Source organism: Pseudomonas sp. WHRI 8519 (genome assembly GCF_040224055.2).
Lineage (GTDB): Bacteria > Pseudomonadota > Gammaproteobacteria > Pseudomonadales > Pseudomonadaceae > Aquipseudomonas > Aquipseudomonas putida_X.
On the sequence record NZ_CP167996.1, the window covers coordinates 5,839,259 to 5,858,393 of the forward strand.

The following is a 19,135-nucleotide window of genomic DNA, read 5'->3' on the forward strand; positions in this document are numbered from 1 at the left end:
TCGATTGACGTGAGGTTCGGAATGAACGGGTTCAGCAAAGGAATCCTCCTGTTGAACACCGGCAACGGACCAGCGTTTTTTCGTTGAACAAGCGTTCAAGTTAACCATGGATCGGGATTCGATGCGACCCGGGGCGCCGATCGGTGTGTTCGTACCGGCCCTGTCGCGGGCAAGCCGCACACAGCCACGCCACTGCACTCAGGTGTGGCGGTGAACCCGTGGCAGCCGGCTTGCCGGCGATGGGGCCGGTACGAACACCGCCGAATAAAGGTCAGTTCTTGTCCTGGCAATCCAACTGTAGATTGGCCTGGGTAATGTTGCTTTGCGCCGGCACGCTGCGGGTCAGCCACACGTTGCCACCAATGGTCGAACCCTTGCCGATGGTGATGCGCCCCAAAATGGTCGCGCCGGCGTAGATCACCACATCGTCTTCGACGATCGGGTGCCGCGCCAGGCCTTTGTGCAGCGAGCCCGACTCGTCGCTCGGGAAGCGCTTGGCCCCCAAGGTCACGGCCTGATAGATACGCACCCGCTCGCCGATGATCGCAGTCTCACCGATCACTACACCGGTGCCGTGGTCGATGAAGAAGCTCTGCCCAATCTGCGCCCCTGGATGGATGTCGATGCCGGTGGCCGAGTGCGCCAGTTCCGAACTGATGCGTGCCAGCAGCGGCAAGCCAGCCTTGTACAGGTGGTGGGCCAGGCGGTGGTGGATGATTGCCAGGATACCCGGGTAGCACAGCAAGACTTCGTCGACACTACGCGCTGCTGGGTCACCGTGGTACGCCGCCAGCACATCGGTATCGAGCAGCACACGCAGGGCCGGCAACGCCGCGGCAAAATCCTGTATCAAGCGCAGCGCCTGGGCATCGACGGCCGTCAGGTCAGCCTTGCTCTGGCGTGTGGCATAACGCAGCTCCAGGCGTGCCTGGGCCAGCAACGCAGTCAGCGCGGCATCCAGGGTGTGGCCAACGTAAAAGTCCTCACTCTCCTCGCGCAGGTCTACCGGCCCCAGGCGCATCGGGAACAGTGCGCCGCACAGTTGCTCAAGGATGTGCCGCATCGCCTCGCGCGACGGCAACTCGCGCCCGCCCTGCTCGCCAATACTGCGGCCATTGCGGCTGCGCCACTGCTCACGGGCGCTGCGCAAGCCACTGACGATACTGTGCAACTGCCAATGCGCGGATGAAGGGTGTTCGCTCACGGTGATCTCCTGGCAGGGCCAAGCTGATAGTTTGCAATCCACTTTACGGCAAATCAGCCCCTTGGAAAAAACAACGCTTTATTCCATCCTGCACTAAGTCGGGCATAAGCTGCGACGACGTACCCGGCATCGTCGCCTACCCTCAAAGCAGCCGAACCCTGGCAGAGATAAAAAAGGAAATAACAAAACAAGTTTTTATTATTTCCTGGCCTATGAAGCCAACCCTATAGTCGCCACCCACCACTCCCACAACAAGCGCGGGGCCTGACATGTCGAAATTCGCCAAACCGCTTCTCAATGCCAGCCTGGCCATCCTGCTGGGCACCGGTCTGTTCAGCCAGGCATTCGCCGGCGAGCAACTGAAAACCATCCAGGAAAAAGGCGTGATCAACGTCGGCCTCGAAGGCACCTACCCGCCATTCAGTTTCCAGGATGAAAACGGCAAGCTTGCCGGCTTCGAGGTCGAGCTTTCGGAACTGCTGGCCAAGGAGCTGGGCGTCAAGGCCAAGATTCAGCCGACCAAATGGGATGGCATCCTTGCAGCGCTGGAATCCAAACGCCTAGACGTGGTGGTCAACCAAGTGACCATCTCCGAGGAGCGCAAGAAGAAGTACGACTTCTCCGAGCCTTACACCGTCTCCGGCATCCAGGCGCTGATCCTGAAGAAAAAAGCCGAGCAGTTGAACATCAAGACCGCGCAGGATCTGGCCGGCAAGAAAGTCGGCGTGGGCCTGGGCACCAATTATGAACAGTGGGTGAAGCAGGACGTTCCGAACGCTGAAGTGCGCACCTATGAAGATGACCCGAGCAAGTTCGCCGATCTGCGCAACGGCCGGATCGACGCCATCCTGATCGACCGCCTGGCCGCCCTGGAATACGCGCAAAAAGCCAAGGATACCCAGCTTGCCGGCGACGCCTTCTCGCGCCTGGAAAGCGGCGTGGCCCTGCGCAAGGGTGAGCCTGAGCTGCTGGCAGCCATCAACAAGGCCATCGACAAGCTCAAGGCCGACGGCACCCTGGCCAAGCTGTCCGAGAAATACTTCGGTGCCGATGTCACCCAATGATCGCTGAAAGCCTGCAACTCGTTGTCGACTCCGCGCCCTTCCTGCTCAAGGGCGCGGGTTATACAGTGCTGCTGAGTGTCGGCGGCATGTTCTTCGGCCTGGTGTTGGGTTTTGCCCTGGCACTGATGCGCCTGTCGAAGATCCTGCCGCTGGACTGGCTGGCACGCATTTATGTGTCGTTCTTCCGGGGCACGCCGCTGCTGGTGCAGCTGTTCGTGATCTATTTCGGCATGCCGCAGATCGGCATCGAACTCGACCCCATCCCGGCCTCGCTGATTGGCCTGTCGCTGAACATGGCAGCGTACATCTGCGAAATCCTGCGTGCGGCGATCTCCTCGATCGACCGTGGCCAGTGGGAAGCAGCCGCCAGTATCGGCATGACCCGCACCCAGGCCATGCGCCGGGCGATCCTGCCGCAAGCCCTGCGCACGGCACTGCCACCGCTGGGGAACAGCTTCATCTCGCTGGTCAAGGATACCGCCCTGGCGGCGACCATCCAGGTGCCCGAACTGTTCCGCCAGGCGCAGCTGATTACTGCACGGACCTTCGAAGTTTTCACCATGTACCTGGCCGTTGCAGTGGTGTACTGGATTCTCTGCAGCATCCTCGCGCACTTCCAGAACCGCATGGAAGCGCGGGTCAACCAGCACGATCAGGAGCACTGAAGATGATCGTAGTAGAAGGCCTGACCAAGCAGTTCAAAGGCCAGACCGTGCTCAACGGCATCGACCTGACCGTGCAACCGGGCGAAGTGGTGGCCATCATCGGCCCCAGCGGCTCGGGCAAGACTACCTTCCTGCGGTGCCTGAACCTTCTGGAAACGCCTGACGCCGGGCGCATCCAGATCGGTGCCATCAGCATCGATGCCAACCGTCCGCTTGGCAACCAGCAAAGTGCCATTCGCCGTTTGCGCCAGCAGGCCGGCTTCGTGTTCCAGAGCTTCAACCTGTTCCCTCATCGCACCGCGCTGGAGAACGTCATGGAAGGCCCGGTGATCGTCAAGAAGACACCCCGTGCCCAAGCCATGGAGCTGGGCCGCACGCTGCTGGCCAAGGTCGGGCTGGCGGGCAAGGAAGACGCCTACCCCAAACGCCTTTCCGGCGGGCAGCAACAGCGCGTTGCAATCGCCCGGGCGCTGGCCATGGAACCTGAGGTGATCCTGTTCGATGAACCCACCTCGGCGCTGGACCCTGAGCTGGTCGGCGAGGTGCTGGCGACCATCCGCGGCCTGGCCGAAGAAAAGCGCACCATGATCATCGTCACCCACGAGATGAGCTTTGCGCGTGATGTGGCTAACCGGGTGATCTTCTTCGACAAGGGGGTGATCGTCGAGCAAGGCGAGGCCAAGGCCCTGTTTGCCCACCCCAAGCAGGAGCGGACTCGACAGTTCTTGCGCAAGTTTCTCGGGACTGCGGCTTCCGAATAATCTGCCTTCGGTTCACTTCCCTGTTGTCGGCAAGCCGGCGATGGGGCGGTGTCCTTCGTACGAATCCCCACTTCTATATATATTCAAAAAGGGTATTTCATAATCAATTAATAGGCCATTAGGGTATATGAACCGGACCACCGGACCAGCAAACGTCAGTCGCCATCAGCTGTAGCGACATATTCAATTTGTGAGGTCAGGAATGGTCAGGATCATCACCCCCCCAGTGCGTAACACCAGGGCATCGCGTGCAGCCAAGGAGCAGCACTGATGTCCAGCCAGCCAAACACCCAATTCCATAGCGATCTCGACAGCTCCCCGCAGCTGCTACCAGCGAAAATACTGCGTAACGACGCACAAGCCCTGCAAGCGGCCCGCGAACTTGCCGAGACCGCTCGCCAGCAGGCCGCCCGCCGCGACCAGCAGCGCAAGTTGCCTTGGGCAGAAATCGAACAATTCACCCGTAGCGGCCTGGGCAGCATCAGTGTGCCCAAGGCGTATGGCGGCCCCGACGTCTCGTTCGAAACCATCGCCGAAGTGTTCCGTATCATCAGCGCCGCGGACCCGGCCCTGGGGCAGATCCCACAGAACCAGTTCGGCATTTTGCTGCTGCTGCGCCTGACCGCGACACAAGCCCAACAGGCGCTGATCTTCCGCCGCGTGCTGGACGGCTGGCGCATCGGCAACGCCGGGCCGGAGCGCGGCACCAAGGACACCCTGACGCTCAAGGCGACGATTACCCGGGCCGGCGACGGCTTTCGCATCAGCGGTGAGAAGTTCTATTCCACCGGTGCGCTGTTCGCCCATTGGGTGGCCGTCAAGGCACTGGACGACGACGGCCGCCAGCGCCTGGCCTTCGTCCGCCGCGGCGCCCCCGGGCTGCGCATCGTCGATGACTGGTCAGGCTTCGGCCAGCGCACCACCGCCAGTGGCACCGTGCTGCTCGATCAGGTACCGGTCGATGCCGACCTGGTGATCGACAACTGGCGCCAGCGCGATATCCCCAATATCCAGGGCGCAGGCTCGCAACTGATCCAGGCAGCCATCGATGCCGGCATTGCCGAAGCCGCGATTGAAGACGCAATACGCTTCGTGCGCGAAACATCGCGCCCGTGGATCGAGGCCAAGGTCGAGCGCGCCAGCGATGACCCCTATGTGATTGCTGACATCGGCCGCCTGACACTCGAACTGCATGCTGCCCAAGCACTGCTGCGCAAGGCTGCGCGGGTACTCGATGAAGTCAACGCTGCACCGATCGACGCAGCCGCAGCCGCACGCGCCTCGATTGCAGTGGCCGAGGCCAAGGTGCTGACCACCGAGATAGCACTGCAGGCCAGTGAAAAGTTGTTCGAGCTGGCCGGCAGCCGCGCCACCCTTGCCGAGTTCAACCTCGACCGCCACTGGCGCAACGCCCGGGTGCACACACTGCATGACCCGGTGCGCTGGAAGTATCACGCGGTGGGCGATTACCACCTGAACGGCACCCTGCCTGCGCGGCATTCCTGGATCTGATTTCTGCCTTTTCGGGGGAGCAGTCTTGCCCCTCGAACCGGCCGCACAGCGGCCCAAGGCCCCGGAGCACACCATGACAACATCCGTTATCACCAGCGACAGCCAAGCCCTGGCCGTTGCCGAACACGTCGCTCAGCAACTACGCCGCGACAGCGCATTGCGCGACCGTGAGCGCCGCCTGCCACACGCAGAGCTGGACCTGTTCAGCCAATCCGGCCTGTGGGCCATCAGCGTACCCAAGGCATTCGGCGGCGCCGGTGTTTCCAACGTCACCCTGGCCAACGTCATCGCTCGCATCGCCCAGGCCGACGCCTCACTCGGGCAGATCCCTCAGAACCACTTCTACGCCCTGGAAGTACTGCGAGTGAACGGCAGCCCGCACCAACAGCAACGCCTCTACGCCGAAGTCCTGGCCGGTCAACGCTTGGGCAACGCCCTGGCAGAGCTGGGCACCAAGACCGCCCATGACCGAACCACCCGCCTGTCCCGCGAAGGCGACGGCTACCGCATCAACGGCCGCAAGTTTTACGCAACGGGGGCCCTCTACGCACAGCGCATACCGACGTCGGTGATCGATGATCACGGCGTGCAGCAGTTGGCCTTCGTCCCGGCCGACAGCCAAGGATTGCAAGTGATCGACGACTGGAGCGGGTTCGGCCAACGCACCACAGGCAGTGGCTCGGTGGTGTTCGACAACGTGCTGGTCCGCGCTGAAGACGTGGTGCCCTTCCAGTCGGCCTTCGAGCGCCCTACTCCGGTCGGCCCGCTGGCGCAGATTCTTCACGCCGCCATCGACACCGGGATCGCGCGCGCCGCTTATGAGGATGCCCTGCACTTCGTGCGCACACGCAGCCGGCCGTGGGTCGACTCCGGCCAAGAGAAGGCCTGTGAAGATCCGCTGACGCTAAAGAGCTTCGGCCACCTTGCCATCCGCTTGCACGCCGCCGAGGCCTTGCTCGAGCGCGCCGGCGAATTCCTCGACCGCGCCCAGGCCGACAGCACCACCGACACCGTCGCCGCTGCCTCCATCGCCGTTGCACAAGCCCGTGCGCTCAGCACCGAAATAGCCCTCGCGGCAGGCACCACGTTGTTCGAGCTGGCCGGCAGCCAGGCCACCCTGGCCGAACACAACCTCGACCGCCACTGGCGCAACGCCCGCGTGCACACCCTGCACGACCCGGTGCGCTGGAAGTACCACGCCATCGGCAACTACTACCTCAATGATGAAAACCCACCGCGCCGGGGGACCATCTGATGGCCAGGCAGATCCTGCTCAATGCCTTCAACATGAATTGCATCGGGCATATCAACCACGGCTTGTGGACGCATCCACGGGACACCTCGAACCAATACACGTCCATCAGCTACTGGACAGACCTGGCGCGCCTGCTGGAGCGTGGGCTGTTCGATGGCCTGTTCATCGCCGATATCGTCGGCACCTACGACATCTACGGCAAGTCGCTGGACGTGACACTGAAGGAATCGATCCAGTTACCGGTCAACGACCCGCTGCTGCTGGTTTCGGCCATGGCCGCCGTCACCCAAAATCTTGGCTTCGGCCTTACCGCCAACCTGACTTACGAGGCGCCATACCTTTTTGCGCGGCGCCTGTCCACGCTCGATCACCTGAGTAATGGCCGGGTTGGCTGGAATATTGTCACCGGTTACCTCGACAGCGCCGCCCGCGCCATGGGCCTGGAGCAGCAGCCGCAGCACGATCGCCGGTACGACCAGGCCGATGAGTATCTGCAAGTGCTGTACAAACTCCTCGAAGGCAGCTGGGCCGACGATGCGGTGGTCGAAGACCGCGCGCGACGGGTGTATGCCGACCCCGAAAAGGTACGCAAGATCCATCACCACGGCGAGTTCTATAAGGTCGAGGGCTACCACCTGTGCGAGCCCTCGCCACAGCGCACCCCGGTATTGTTCCAGGCGGGCAGTTCACCCCGCGGTCTGGCCTTCGCCGGTAACCATGCTGAATGCGTGTTCATCAGCGGCCAGGACAAGGCTGCCACCCGTGCCCAGGTCGACAAGGTACGCGCCGCAGCACAGGCTGCCGGCCGCGACCCCCAGGGGGTGAAGGTGTTCATGGGCATTACGGTGATCGTCGCGCCCACCGAGCAGCAGGCGCAGGCCAAGTACGCCGAATACCTGCGCTATGCCAGTCCGGAAGCGGGTGTGGCCCACTTCGCCGCCTCGACCGGTATCGACTTTGCCGCCTATGAGCTGGATGAGCCGATTGGCGCCAGCACGGGCAACGCTATTCAGTCGGCCACCCGTCAATTGCAGGAAAACGCCTGGACCCGCCGCCGCCTGCTGGAACAGCACGCCCTGGGCGGGCGCTACGTGACCTTGGTCGGTGCCCCAGAAGCTGTGGCCGAACAGCTGATCGCCTGGGTCGACGAAACGGGCCTGGACGGCTTCAACCTGACCCGCACCGTCACCCCGGAAAGCTATGAGGACTTCATCGACCTGGTGGTCCCGCACCTGCAACAGCGCGGCCGCTACAAAACCGCCTACGCCGAAGGCACCCTGCGCGAGAAGCTGTTCCAGAGCGATCACCCGCACCTGCCCGCCGACCATCCAGGCGCTACCTATCGCCACACCTCTACCCCTGCCACGACTGGAGTTGCGCACCATGCTTGAGAAACTGTTCCGGCCCGTCGCGGCCATTGCCCTGTCCTTCAGCCTGAGCGCAGGTGCCTGCGCTGCCGAACCGCTGAAGATCGGCACCACGTCTGCCTTCGCCATACCGCTGGAGGCGGCAGTGGAAGAAGCGCACAAGCAAGGCCTGGAGGTGAAGCTGATCGAATTCAGCGACTGGATTGCGCCCAATGTCAGCCTGAACAGCGGCGACATCGACGTGAACTACTTCCAGCACATCCCCTTCCTGGAAAACGCCAAGGCCGCAGCCGGTTTCAACCTGGTGCCCTTCGCTCCCGGCATCATCAACAACGTCGGGCTCTATTCAAAGCACTACAAAAGCTTTGCTGAGCTGCCCGAAGGTGCCAGCGTCGCCATCGCCAATGACCCGATCAACAGTGGCCGAGGGCTGCAGTTGCTCGCCAAGGCCGGGCTGATCACGCTCAAACCGGGTGTGGGCTACAAAGCGACCGAGGACGACATCGTCGCCAACCCCAAGAAGCTGAAAATCCTGCAAGTCGAAGCCGTACAACTGGTACGCGCCTACGACGACGCCGACCTGGTGCAGGGCTACCCGGCCTACATTCGCCTGGCCAACACCTTCGATGCCACCTCGGCGCTGCTGTTCGACGGCCTGGAGAACAAGGAGTACGTGATTCAGTTCGTCATACGCCCACAGAGCAAGGACGATCCGCGCCTGGCCAAGTTCGTCGACATCTACCAGCATTCACCTGCCGTGCGTGCAGCACTGAACAAAGCCCACGGCAACCTCTACCAAGCCGGCTGGGAAGGCTGAAATGAGTCAGGCCAGCGCCCTCAGGGCGCCCTCCCTTCAACCCGCGCCGCCACCTGCGCGGGAGCAGCCTTTGCGCCAGGAAGTCAATGACGCGCATGTACGCTTCATCGGCCTTGGCAAGACCTATCCGGGCCAGCAGCAGCCGGCGTTGCAGGGCATCGACCTGAATATTCGCCGTGGCGAGATCTTCGGCATCATCGGCCGCAGCGGCGCAGGTAAATCGTCACTGTTGCGCACCATCAACCGGCTGGAACAGCCCAGCCAAGGCCGCGTACTGATCGATCAGGTCGACATCGCTGCGTTCGACGAAGACCGCCTGGTAGCGCTGCGCCGCCGGATCGGCATGATCTTTCAGCATTTCAATCTGATGTCGGCCAAGACCGTATGGCAGAACGTCGAGCTGCCGCTGAAGGTGGCTGGCGTGGCCAAGGCCGAACGCCAGCACAAGGTCCGTGCGCTGCTCGAACTGGTGGGCCTGCAGGAAAAACATCACATGTATCCGGCACAGCTGTCGGGTGGGCAAAAGCAGCGTGTGGGCATCGCCCGGGCTTTGGTACATGACCCCGAAATCCTCTTGTGCGACGAGGCTACCTCGGCGCTGGACCCAGAGACCACGGCATCTATCCTCGAGCTGCTGCGCGACATCAACCAGCGCCTGGGCCTCACAGTGGTGCTGATTACCCACGAAATGGCCGTCATCCGCGATATCTGCCAGCGCGTGGTGGTGCTCGAACGCGGTGAAATTATCGAACAGGGTGAAGTCTGGCGAGTATTTGGCACACCCCGCCATGAAGTCACCCGCACCTTGCTCGCGCCCTTGCAGGCCAAGCTGCCTGCAGCTTTGCAGGCGAGCCTGCAAGCCAGCCCGGCAAGTCGCAACGCCGCCGTCGTGCTCAAGCTCACGGTGCTTGGCGAGCCGGCGCTGTCCGACTTGTTCAGCGACCTGGGTGGGCGTGTGCGCCTGCTGCAGGGCGGGATCGAAACAATCGGCGAGCATGCCCTTGGGCAACTGATCCTGTCGGTACACGGCTCCCCGCACGACACCCATCACTTGCTCGAACATGCCCGCCGCTGGGCCGAAGATGTGGAGGTATTGGGCCATGTGGTTTGACCGCTTGCTCGAAGGCTTGCTCGACACCCTGCTGATGGTCGGCGTGTCGTCATTTATCGCCCTGCTGGTGGGCGTGCCGATGGCCGTGCTGCTGGTGACCAGTGATAAAGGCGGCATTTTCGAGGCGCACCTGCTGAACCGGGTGCTGGGTGCCTTCGTCAACCTGTTCCGTTCAATCCCGTTTCTGATCCTGATGGTCGCGCTGATCCCGTTCACCCGCCTGCTGGTCGGTACCACTTATGGTGTGTGGGCCGCCGTGGTGCCGCTGACCATCGCCGCCACGCCGTTCTTCGCGCGGATTGCCGAAGTCAGCCTTCGCGAAGTGGACCACGGCTTGGTGGAAGCGGCCCAGGCCATGGGGTGTCGACGTTGGCACATCATCTGGCATGTATTGCTGCCCGAGGCACTGCCAGGGATCGTCGGCGGTTTCACCATTACCTTGGTGACGCTGATCAACTCCTCCGCCATGGCTGGGGCGATCGGTGCAGGTGGGTTGGGGGATATTGCCTACCGGTATGGGTACCAACGCTTCGACAGCCAGATCATGCTGACGGTGATTGCCATGCTGGTGGCGCTGGTGGCGGTGATTCAAGTGGGTGGGGACAGGTTGGCGAAAGGGTTGAACAAGCGCTGAAGCAAGGACCGCTTCGCGCCCGGCTCAGTGCCAGCGCAAACCCTCAGCCGGCACGGGCCGCCCGAACCAGTAGCCCTGCCCCAACTGGCACTGCTGCTCGAGCAGGAACCTGGCTTGCTCCGCCTGCTCGATGCCTTCGGCGTGCACCTGCATGCCCATGCTCCGCGCCAGGGCGATGACCACCCGCACGATGGCGACGTCATCGTCATCCATCGGCAAGCCGGCGACGAAGCCCTGGTCGATCTTCAGCTTCTGCACTGGCAGGCGCTTGAGCCGCAGCAACGACGAATAGCCGGTGCCAAAGTCGTCGATTGCCAGGTTCAAGCCCAGCTCACGCAACCGGTGCAGTTGCTCCAGCGCGACTTCGGGGTCTTCCATGACGGCACTCTCGGTCACCTCCACCTCCAGTAGCGACGGATCCAGGCCGGTCTCGTGCAACACACCGGCCACTTGCCGGTAAAGCTCACGCTGGCCGAACAGCCGGCTGGAAATGTTGACTGCAACGAACTCGAGCAGGCGCCCGTCAGCCTGCCAACTGACCATCTGCCGGCACGCCTCGCGCATCACCCAGGCGTCGATGTCGGCAATCAGCCCAGTGCGCTCGGCGATAGGAATGAATTCGCTTGGCGGCACCAAGCCACGTTGCGGGTGCTGCCAACGCACCAGCGCCTCCACCCCAACCATCTTCGACGTGAACAGGTCGAACACCGGCTGGTAGAACACCCGCAGCTCGTCTTGGGCCAGCGCGCGGCGCAGTTCGCCTGCCGTTTCCACACGGTGCTGGGCGTGCGCCGTCAGCTCTTCGGTGTACAGCGCGTAACAGGCGCGGCCATTGTGCTTGGCCTTGTACAGCGCCGAGTCGGCGTTGCGCAGCAGCTGTTCGGCGCTCAACGCATCACTGGGGAACAGGCTGATACCAACGCTGACGCTGATGAACAGCCGATGCCCATCGAACTCGAACGGTTCGCGCATGCGTTCGATGAGGGCCTGTGCCAGTTTGCCGGCCTGGCCGACCTGCTGGCAGTTCTCCGCCAGCACACCGAACTCGTCACCGCCCAGGCGCGCCAAGGTCACACCATTGCCAACCACCTCGGCCAGACGCTCGCCTACCAGCTTGAGCAGCTGATCACCGATGGTGTGGCCTAGCCCATCGTTGATGCTCTGGAAGTGGTCCAGATCGAGCAGCAACAACGCACATCCACGCTTGTTGGCCTGTGCCGAAGCCAGTGCCTGCTCGGCCCGGTCGTTGAACAGCAAACGGTTGGGCAAGCCGGTAAGGGGGTCGTGGTGGGCCAGGTAGGCCAATTCCTGCTCGGTATGCTTGATTGCGCTGATGTCGCTGAATACCGCGACATAATGGGTCAGCTCGCCGTCATCGTCGTGAATGGCACGGATCGTCTGCCATTGCGGGTAGATTTCACCACTCTTGCGCCGGTTCCATATCTCCCCGCTCCACTCGCCTTTCTCTGCCAGGGTGGCATAAATCTGCTGATAGAACGGCACGCCATGCCGGCCGGACTTGAACTTGCTCGGGCGCTGGCCGAGTACTTCTTCCTGCTGGTAGCCGGTGATCCGCATGAACGCGCGGTTGACGTGCACGATCAGCCCCTGGCGGTCGGTGACCAGCACGCCCTCCAGGGTACAGTCGAACACGGCTGCGGCCATACGCAGACGGGCGCGGTCCTCGCTGCGAAGACGGGCGCCGACACCGATGAAATTGAGCAGACGGGCCCGGGTGAAGAAAATCAGCGCCGCACTGGCCAGCACCCAAAGGACAACATTGATCTGCCGCCCTACGGCCAAGGCCAGGGGATCTTCAGACATACTGCGCAAAACCACCTCTGACAGCACCAGCCAGAGGATCGAGAGCACCAGATACAGCGCGGCCATGCGCAAGGCGTCGCGAACGGAAACAGACATGTCGGCAACAAAAGTCCATGAAAAATGATGGGGCATTATAGAGGCAGAAACATGCAGTGACGTCCTATCTGAAAGGGTGACTGGTTTTATTTCCCTACCAAGGGATAATCAGGCCTTTCCCTGTTTCTTCGAGGGCTTTTACACCTATGTGGTATTACGGTCTGCTCGACTTGTCGGCCTGGCAACTGGTTGGCGTTACCCTGCTGATGACTCACGTGACCATCATCAGTGTCACCATCTACCTGCACCGCTACTCGGCCCACCGCGCCCTGGAGCTCAATGGCGCGCTCAAGCACTTCTTCCGCTTCTGGCTGTGGCTGACCACGGCGCAGAACACCCGCGAGTGGACAGCCGTTCACCGCAAGCACCACGCCAAGTGCGAAACCCCGGACGACCCGCACAGCCCGGTGCACAAAGGCCTGGGCACGGTGCTGCGCAAGGGCGCCGAACTCTACCGGGAAGAAGCGCTCAACCCCGAAACCCTGCGGATCTATGGCAAAAATTGCCCGGATGACTGGATCGAGCGCAACCTCTACTCACGCTACAAACATGGCGGTATCGCCCTGCTGGCAGTGCTCGACCTGCTGCTGTTCGGCACCATCGGCATCACCATCTGGGCGGTGCAGATGATGTGGATTCCGTTCTGGGCAGCGGGGGTGGTCAACGGCTTGGGCCATGCGGTGGGCTACCGCAACTTCGAGTGCCGTGACGCGGCGACCAACCTGGTGCCATGGGGCATCGTCATCGGTGGCGAAGAACTGCACAACAACCACCACACCTACCCCAACTCGGCCAAGCTGTCGGTCAAGCGCTGGGAGTTCGACATGGGCTGGGCCTGGATACGCCTGTTGTGCCTGCTGCGCCTGGCCAAAGTGCAACGAGTGGCCCCCATCGCCCACCGCGTCGAGGGCAAGGCCAACCTGGACATGGACACCACCATGGCCATCCTCAACAACCGCTTCCAGATCATGGCCCAATACCGCAAGCTGGTGATCGGCCCCCTGGTCAAGCAGGAACTGGCCAAGGTCGACGCCTCGGTACGCCATCGCTTCCGCCGGGCCAAACGCCTGCTATCGCGGGAGCCCAGCCTGCTCGAAGAGCGTCACCATGTGCGTATCGAGTCCCTGCTGGCGCAGAGCCAGGCACTCAAGACCATCTATGAAAAGCGTTTGGCCTTGCAGCAGATCTGGGCCCGTACCAGCGCCAACGGCCACGACATGCTCGCCGCCATGAAAGACTGGGTACACGAGGCGGAGGCCAGTGGCATTCATGCACTGCACGACTTTGCAGCGCAATTGAAAACCTACTCCCTGCGCCCGCACGGCGCCTGACCACCGTTGATCGGCACGCCCTGCAACGGGGCGTGCCCGCTGGAACTTCCCCTCTGAAAAACCACTCAAACCCGGCACATCGCCCGCGTGGCGGGCCGGTCTGTGGCCGCACGCTTACCCGTCGAGAGCCACTCCGTGCACATGGCCAAGAACATCCATCCAACGTTGCCCGGCAATTCAGCTCCCGAGGCAGCCCAAACTCTGCTGGCCTTGCTGCATGCCCAAGGCGAAGTGGCTCGCCTGAGCGAACGTGAACAGCTCTTCAGCTCGTTGCTCGACAGCGTCAATGCGGTGCTCTGGGCGTTCGACTGGGAAACACGCCAGGTGCTCTACGTCAGCCCCGCCTACGAACGCATTTTCGGCCGGCCTACCAGCCTGGTGTTGGCCGACTTCAACGAGTGGCGCGATAGCATCTACCCCGATGACCTGGAGTACGCCGAGCGCAGCCTGGCCCAGGTGCTGATCAAAGGCGCGGTTGAAGACCGCGAATACCGCATCCTCAACGCAAACGGCCAAGTGCGCTGGCTGAGTGACAAGTGCTACATCAACCAGCAGCATGAAGGTGAGCGGGTGATCATCGTCGGCATTGCCGAGGACATCACCGAAAAGAAGCAGCTTGAAGGCGAACTGCATCGCCTGGCTACCACCGACGTGCTGACCCAAAGCAGCAACCGCCGGCACTTTTTCGAATGTGCAGGCCAAGCCTTCGACAACGCACGCGAAGACGGCACACCCCTGGCATTCCTGCTGCTGGATATCGACGATTTCAAGCAGATCAACGACAACTATGGCCATCAGGAGGGCGATCAGGTGCTGCAACGCATTGCCGACAGCGGCAAGGCGGTGCTGCGCCGCGGCGACCTGTTCGGGCGTATTGGTGGCGAGGAGTTTGCTGCGGTGTTCCCTGGCTGCAATGCGCAGGTCGCCGAGCAGATCGCCGAGCGCCTGCAGCGCGAGATTCAGCGGCTGAGCTTCAGCCATGGCGAGCAGGTGTATGGCGTGACGGTAAGCCAGGGGCTGACCGGGCTCACGGAAGAGGATGACTCACTGGACAGCCTCTTCGCCCGGGCTGATGCGGCGATGTACCGGGCCAAGCGGCAGGGAAAGAACCAGATCGTGCGGGGCTGAACCCTTGGGTGCGCACAGCGGCACCCAAAAACTCAGTTACGTACCCCTCTCCTCAGCCACAGGCGGCTCTTGCTCCGGCGGTTTTACCTCTGGATTCTCCACCTTGCGCAACCGGCTCAACTGCGCCAACCCAACCTTGAGCAAGCGCGCGGTCTTGCTCTCGGCAACCCTCTCCAACTCTTGGCTCGCCGGCAGTCGCGCCAGTTGCCCGGCGAGGTTCATGGCCAGGATCTCCCGAGAATAAACCCCACCACCCAACTGATAGATTGCCGCGATCAGCTCGCGCAGGCCCAGCGGCAAGCGCCAGCGGGTTCGCAGTGCCGAGCCGAACGCTGCGCCGAAGTCGCTCAGTGACGCCTGCACCAGGCCATCGTGCAGTTCCCCACCGGCCAGCCGCCATTCCTGCAGGCAGCGCAGCACCGCAAGGTCACCCAGGCAGTGCAACAGCCCGGCGCAGTAACACAGCTCTTCGTCGAGTTCGAGCATGCGCGCCAGCGAACGCGCGTATTCGGCGGTATGCAGCGACAAGTTCCAGAAATGCGCCGCCTGCTGCGCCAGCAGTGGATCGGTCAGGCGGGCGCTGCGTTTGAGGGCCAGGCCCAGGATCAGGTTCATGCTCTGCGTGCTGCCAAGCTTGTGCAGGGCTTGTAGCAAGGTCTGCACCGGTGCATCGCGGTGCAGGGCAGCACTGTTGGCGGCAGCGATCAGTACGGCAGTCACCTGCGGGTCGTTGCGCACCTCCTCTTCGAGCACCTTGAGGTCCAGCCCCTGAGGGTTCAGCGCGCGCTTGATCGCCACCTGCACATCCGCGAACAGCGGCCCGCCATCGGCGGTGGCGCGGCGCTGCTCAAGGAAGGCCGGCAGGCTTGCCCCAGGCTGCAACGGCGGCACCGGGCAGGCGATCTGCTCACCCACTTCAAGCAGCAGCTCTTCCAGACGCTTGCGCAGGTTGTCCATGTTCAGTGGCTTGCTCAGGTAAGCCGTGGGGTGCAGCGGCAGCGCCTCACGCACGCTGGCACTGTCACTGCGGTTGCTCATGAGAATGAACGGCAACCCCGGCCCCTTGGCGCGCACCTTGCGCAACAGGTCCAGGCCATCGACACCTGCAAGCTCACGGGCGGCGATGATCAGGTCAGGCTTGCTGGCCAATGCCGTGAGCGCCTGGGAGCCATCGGCGCATACCTGCAGCCGGGCATCACAACGCACGCTGAGCAACATCTCACGCAGCATGTCGCGCACCCAAGGGTCGCCTTCGGCAATCAGTACGCAAGGTGGGGTGGGGTCTGCAGCGCTCATGGCCAACTCCTGAATATCCCTGACACGCAATCCGTTGCAGCTTCCAAGGCAAGTCCTGTGACAACCATAGCGCCACAGCCCTTTGTTAGGCACAAAAAAAACCCGCCTAGGCGGGTTTTTTTATGAAGCCTGTCACATCAGGCCAGTTCAGCGAAGCACTCTTCGATGATGGCCAGGCCCTTGTCGAGCAGCTCATCTTCGGCGGTCAGCGGAACCAGGATACGCAGGACGTTGCCGTAGGTGCCGCAGGACAGCAGGATCAGGCCCTTGTCGCGCGCTTTGGCAACCACTTGAGCAACGGCGGCGGCGTTCGGGGTGTGGGTGCCTTTTTCGAAGACTTCCACAGCGATCATCGAACCCAGACCACGGACATCGCCAATGATCGGGTGCTTTTCCTGGATCTTGCGCAGGCCGGTGGTCAGGTGCTCACCTACTGCCTTGCTGCGGTCCAGCAGCTTCTCTTCCTCGAACACCTGGATGACGGCCAGAGCCGCGGCGCAGGCGATCGGCGAACCGGCGTAAGTACCGCCCAGGCCGCCCGGAGCGATGGCGTCCATGATCTCGGCCTTGCCGCAAACACCGGCCAGCGGGAAGCCGCCAGCAATGGATTTGGCGAAGGTGGTCAGGTCCGGCGCTACGCCCATCTGTTCCATGGCGAAGAAGGTGCCGGTACGGCCAGCGCCAGTCTGTACTTCGTCGGCGATCAGCAGAATACCGTGCTGGTCGCACAGGGCCCGCAGGCGCTTCATCAGCTCTTTAGGCGCTGGCAGGAAGCCGCCTTCGCCCTGTACCGGCTCGAGGATGATCGCGGCGATGTCGCGCGGCTCGGCGTCGTTCTTGAAGATGCGCTCGACCGAAGCGATGGCGTCGTCAACGCTGACACCGTGCAGTTCGCTCGGGAACAGGGCGCGGAAGATGCCGCCCGGCATCAGGCCCATGCCAGCGGAGTACGGTACAACCTTGCCGGTCAGGCCCAAGGTCATCATGGTGCGGCCGTGGTAGCCGCCGGTGAAGGCGATCACGCCAGCACGGCCAGTGGCGGCACGGGCGATTTTCACGGCGTTCTCAACGGCTTCGGAGCCGGTAGAAACCAGCAGGGTCTTCTTGTCGAAGTCACCTGGGACCAGTTTGTTGATCTTCTCGCACAGCTCTACGTAAGGCTCGTAAGCCAGTACCTGGAAGCAGGTGTGGCTGACTTTGGTCAGCTGCTCTTGAACAGCGGCAACCACTTTAGGGTGCAGATGGCCGGTGTTCAGGACTGCGATGCCGCCAGCGAAGTCGATCAGTTCGCGGCCTTCAACGTCGATCACGGTCGAGTTCTTCGCGCTTTCGACGAAGATCGGGTGGATCTGGCCTACGCCACGCGGGACGGCGGCTGCACGACGTTGCATCAAGGATTCGTTGGTCTTGCTCATAATGCCCTCATTTGCGCCGATCAGCGGCGCTTTTATTCGGGGGTGGCTGGGAGTGCTCGCGAACAGTATTCGTTGATCGACTGCCGTGAACGCCCTGGCCACCAGGTGCTGCGATGTCAAAAAAGCCAGCGAGACGTCGCTCTCGCGCCCCGCTGGCAGAGGTAAAGCCTTCAGCGCATCAGACGCTGATGCACAGGTACTTGATTTCGAGGTAGTCCTCGATACCGTACTTGGAACCTTCACGGCCCAGGCCCGAAGCCTTGATACCGCCAAACGGCGCGACTTCGTTGGAGATCAGGCCGGTGTTGATACCCACCATGCCGTATTCCAGCGCTTCGGCAACACGGAACACACGGCTCATGTCGCGGGCATAGAAGTACGAGGCCAGGCCGAACTCGGTGTCGTTGGACATGGCGATGACTTCGGCCTCGTCCTTGAAGCGGAACAGCGGCGCCAGCGGGCCGAAGGTCTCTTCCTTGGCGACGGCAGCGGTCTTCGGCACGTCGACCAGGATGGTCGGCTCGAAGAAGTTGCCTTCGATCAGCTTGCCACCGGACAGCACCTTGGCGCCTTTGGAGACGGCGTCCTCGATGTGCTCCTGAACCTTGGCGACGGCCTTGCCATCGATCAGCGGGCCAGTGGTGGTGCCGTCGTCCAGGCCGTTACCGATCTTCAGCTTGGCCACAGCGGCCTTGAGCTTCTCGGCGAAGGCATCGTAGACGCCGTCCTGCACGTAGATACGGTTGGCGCAAACGCAGGTCTGGCCGTTGTTGCGGTATTTGGAGATGATCGCGCCCTCTACCGCCTTGTCCAGGTCGGCATCGTCGAACACGATGAACGGGGCGTTGCCACCCAGCTCCAGGGAAACCTTCTTGATGTCCTTGGCACATTCTTCCATCAGCTGGCGACCGATTTCGGTCGAGCCGGTGAAGGACAGTTTGCGCACCAGGGAGTTGCCGGTCAGCTCGCCGCCGACTTCGCCAGCGCTGCCGGTCACCACGCTCAGCACACCAGCCGGGATGCCGGCACGGGTAGCCAGCTCGACCAGGGCAAGGGCAGAGTAAGGGGTTTGCGAAGCAGGCTTGAGCACCATGGTGCAGCCAGCGGCCAGGGCCGGGCCGGCTTTACGGGTGATCATCGCCGCCGGGAAGTTCCACGGGGTGATGGCGGCGGTAACACCGATCGGCTGCTTGATGACGATCAGGCGCTTGTCAGGCTGGTGACCTGGGATGGTATCACCGTAAACGCGCTTGGCTTCTTCGGCGAACCACTCGATGAACGAGGCTGCGTAAGCGATTTCGCCTTTGGCTTCGGCCAGTGGCTTGCCTTGTTCGGTGGTCATCAGACGAGCCAGGTCGTCCTGGTTCTCGATCATCAGTTCGAACCAGCGGCGCAGCTTGTTCGAGCGCTCTTTGGCGGTCAGAGCACGCCAGGCCGGCAGGGCCTTGTCGGCAGCTTCGATGGCGCGGCGGGTTTCCGCAGTGCCCATCTTCGGCACGGTACCGATGACTTCACCAGTGGCCGGGTTGGTCACATTGATGGTCTGGCCGCTGTCCGCATCCAGCCATTCACCATTGATGAAGGCTTGCTGGCGGAACAACTGAGCGTCTTTGAGCTGCATGTCGGCTTCCCGAATTGTTGATTGTTGAAAAGCG

Annotated in this window: 16 protein-coding genes; 11 read left to right on the top strand and 5 right to left on the bottom strand. The window is 62.4% G+C overall.

Features of this window, described 5'->3' with window-relative positions:
- Window positions 1-271: 271 nt before the first annotated feature.
- Complete coding sequence (gene epsC / locus ABRP30_RS26745; protein ID WP_267819491.1) at window positions 272-1,204, bottom strand: serine O-acetyltransferase EpsC; 933 nt, start codon at window positions 1,202-1,204, stop codon at window positions 272-274.
- Window positions 1,205-1,473: 269 nt separating this feature from the next.
- Here epsC and tcyJ point away from each other — a divergent pair, with 269 nt between their 5' ends.
- From tcyJ to ABRP30_RS26790, 9 genes are all read left to right on the top strand, one after another.
- Entirely contained in the window at window positions 1,474-2,268 is a 795-nt protein-coding gene (gene tcyJ, locus ABRP30_RS26750; RefSeq protein WP_267819493.1) for a cystine ABC transporter substrate-binding protein, read from the top strand.
- Window positions 2,265-2,933: a cystine ABC transporter permease gene (gene tcyL / locus ABRP30_RS26755; protein ID WP_012316742.1), complete on the top strand. Its 669-nt coding sequence runs from the start codon at window positions 2,265-2,267 to the stop codon at window positions 2,931-2,933. The genes tcyJ and tcyL overlap by 4 nt, the downstream gene beginning before the upstream one ends.
- A 2-nt stretch (window positions 2,934-2,935) precedes the next feature.
- The gene (gene tcyN / locus ABRP30_RS26760) at window positions 2,936-3,694 is read left to right on the top strand and encodes an L-cystine ABC transporter ATP-binding protein TcyN (RefSeq protein ID WP_267819495.1); all 759 of its coding nucleotides are present in this window, start codon (window positions 2,936-2,938) and stop codon (window positions 3,692-3,694) included.
- 270 nt (window positions 3,695-3,964) lie between these two features.
- Window positions 3,965-5,206, top strand: coding sequence for an SfnB family sulfur acquisition oxidoreductase (locus ABRP30_RS26765; RefSeq protein ID WP_349975998.1), 1,242 nt, complete (start codon window positions 3,965-3,967; stop codon window positions 5,204-5,206).
- Between the two features lie 73 nt (window positions 5,207-5,279).
- Window positions 5,280-6,461: an SfnB family sulfur acquisition oxidoreductase gene (locus tag ABRP30_RS26770; protein ID WP_267819499.1), complete on the top strand. Its 1,182-nt coding sequence runs from the start codon at window positions 5,280-5,282 to the stop codon at window positions 6,459-6,461.
- The gene (locus ABRP30_RS26775; protein WP_267819501.1) at window positions 6,461-7,852 is read left to right on the top strand and encodes an LLM class flavin-dependent oxidoreductase; all 1,392 of its coding nucleotides are present in this window, start codon (window positions 6,461-6,463) and stop codon (window positions 7,850-7,852) included. The genes ABRP30_RS26770 and ABRP30_RS26775 overlap by 1 nt, the downstream gene beginning before the upstream one ends.
- The gene (locus ABRP30_RS26780) at window positions 7,845-8,645 is read left to right on the top strand and encodes a MetQ/NlpA family ABC transporter substrate-binding protein (protein WP_267819503.1); all 801 of its coding nucleotides are present in this window, start codon (window positions 7,845-7,847) and stop codon (window positions 8,643-8,645) included. Before ABRP30_RS26775 ends, ABRP30_RS26780 begins: the two co-directional genes overlap by 8 nt.
- Window position 8,646: 1 nt before the next feature.
- Window positions 8,647-9,756, top strand: a complete 1,110-nt coding sequence (locus ABRP30_RS26785) for a methionine ABC transporter ATP-binding protein (protein WP_349975999.1) — start codon at window positions 8,647-8,649, stop codon at window positions 9,754-9,756.
- Complete coding sequence (locus ABRP30_RS26790; RefSeq protein ID WP_349976000.1) at window positions 9,746-10,390, top strand: methionine ABC transporter permease; 645 nt, start codon at window positions 9,746-9,748, stop codon at window positions 10,388-10,390. The genes ABRP30_RS26785 and ABRP30_RS26790 overlap by 11 nt, the downstream gene beginning before the upstream one ends.
- Window positions 10,391-10,414: 24 nt before the next feature.
- Here the strand turns inward: ABRP30_RS26790 and dibA are convergent, their stop codons facing one another.
- Complete coding sequence (gene dibA / locus ABRP30_RS26795) at window positions 10,415-12,310, bottom strand: phosphodiesterase DibA (protein WP_267819509.1); 1,896 nt, start codon at window positions 12,308-12,310, stop codon at window positions 10,415-10,417.
- Window positions 12,311-12,456: 146 nt separating this feature from the next.
- Between dibA and desA the strand changes: the two genes are divergently transcribed.
- A complete protein-coding gene (gene desA, locus ABRP30_RS26800; RefSeq protein ID WP_349976001.1) occupies window positions 12,457-13,641 on the top strand; it encodes a delta-9 fatty acid desaturase DesA in 1,185 nt (394 codons plus the stop codon).
- A gap of 141 nt (window positions 13,642-13,782) precedes the next feature.
- Window positions 13,783-14,769 (top strand): sensor domain-containing diguanylate cyclase, encoded by a 987-nt coding sequence (locus ABRP30_RS26805; RefSeq protein WP_267824130.1) that lies wholly within the window; start codon window positions 13,783-13,785, stop codon window positions 14,767-14,769.
- Window positions 14,770-14,805: 36 nt separating this feature from the next.
- Here ABRP30_RS26805 and ABRP30_RS26810 read toward each other — a convergent pair whose 3' ends face one another.
- The 3 genes from ABRP30_RS26810 to gabD all read right to left on the bottom strand — a co-directional run bounded on the left by ABRP30_RS26810 (window position 14,806) and on the right by gabD (window position 19,101).
- Window positions 14,806-16,065, bottom strand: a complete 1,260-nt coding sequence (locus ABRP30_RS26810; protein WP_349976002.1) for a response regulator — start codon at window positions 16,063-16,065, stop codon at window positions 14,806-14,808.
- 137 nt (window positions 16,066-16,202) lie between these two features.
- Window positions 16,203-17,480: a 4-aminobutyrate--2-oxoglutarate transaminase gene (gene gabT / locus ABRP30_RS26815; protein ID WP_349976003.1), complete on the bottom strand. Its 1,278-nt coding sequence runs from the start codon at window positions 17,478-17,480 to the stop codon at window positions 16,203-16,205.
- 178 nt (window positions 17,481-17,658) lie between these two features.
- Complete coding sequence (gene gabD, locus ABRP30_RS26820) at window positions 17,659-19,101, bottom strand: NADP-dependent succinate-semialdehyde dehydrogenase (protein WP_349976004.1); 1,443 nt, start codon at window positions 19,099-19,101, stop codon at window positions 17,659-17,661.
- Window positions 19,102-19,135 lie beyond the last annotated feature (34 nt).

What these genes read in the sequence shown, in the direction of transcription:
- ABRP30_RS26785 (WP_349975999.1), top strand. Translation starts at nt 8,647, where the DNA reads ATGAGTCAGGCCAGCGCCCTCAGGGCGCCCTCCCTTCAACCCGCGCCG.
- ABRP30_RS26810 (WP_349976002.1), bottom strand. Translation starts at nt 16,065, where the DNA reads ATGAGCGCTGCAGACCCCACCCCACCTTGCGTACTGATTGCCGAAGGC.
- gabT (WP_349976003.1), bottom strand. Translation starts at nt 17,480, where the DNA reads ATGAGCAAGACCAACGAATCCTTGATGCAACGTCGTGCAGCCGCCGTC.
- tcyL (WP_012316742.1), top strand. Translation starts at nt 2,265, where the DNA reads ATGATCGCTGAAAGCCTGCAACTCGTTGTCGACTCCGCGCCCTTCCTG.
- ABRP30_RS26780 (WP_267819503.1), top strand. Translation starts at nt 7,845, where the DNA reads ATGCTTGAGAAACTGTTCCGGCCCGTCGCGGCCATTGCCCTGTCCTTC.
- desA (WP_349976001.1), top strand. Translation starts at nt 12,457, where the DNA reads ATGTGGTATTACGGTCTGCTCGACTTGTCGGCCTGGCAACTGGTTGGC.
- ABRP30_RS26805 (WP_267824130.1), top strand. Translation starts at nt 13,783, where the DNA reads ATGGCCAAGAACATCCATCCAACGTTGCCCGGCAATTCAGCTCCCGAG.
- gabD (WP_349976004.1), bottom strand. Translation starts at nt 19,101, where the DNA reads ATGCAGCTCAAAGACGCTCAGTTGTTCCGCCAGCAAGCCTTCATCAAT.
- dibA (WP_267819509.1), bottom strand. Translation starts at nt 12,310, where the DNA reads ATGTCTGTTTCCGTTCGCGACGCCTTGCGCATGGCCGCGCTGTATCTG.
- ABRP30_RS26790 (WP_349976000.1), top strand. Translation starts at nt 9,746, where the DNA reads ATGTGGTTTGACCGCTTGCTCGAAGGCTTGCTCGACACCCTGCTGATG.
- ABRP30_RS26770 (WP_267819499.1), top strand. Translation starts at nt 5,280, where the DNA reads ATGACAACATCCGTTATCACCAGCGACAGCCAAGCCCTGGCCGTTGCC.
- tcyN (WP_267819495.1), top strand. Translation starts at nt 2,936, where the DNA reads ATGATCGTAGTAGAAGGCCTGACCAAGCAGTTCAAAGGCCAGACCGTG.
- tcyJ (WP_267819493.1), top strand. Translation starts at nt 1,474, where the DNA reads ATGTCGAAATTCGCCAAACCGCTTCTCAATGCCAGCCTGGCCATCCTG.
- ABRP30_RS26765 (WP_349975998.1), top strand. Translation starts at nt 3,965, where the DNA reads ATGTCCAGCCAGCCAAACACCCAATTCCATAGCGATCTCGACAGCTCC.
- ABRP30_RS26775 (WP_267819501.1), top strand. Translation starts at nt 6,461, where the DNA reads ATGGCCAGGCAGATCCTGCTCAATGCCTTCAACATGAATTGCATCGGG.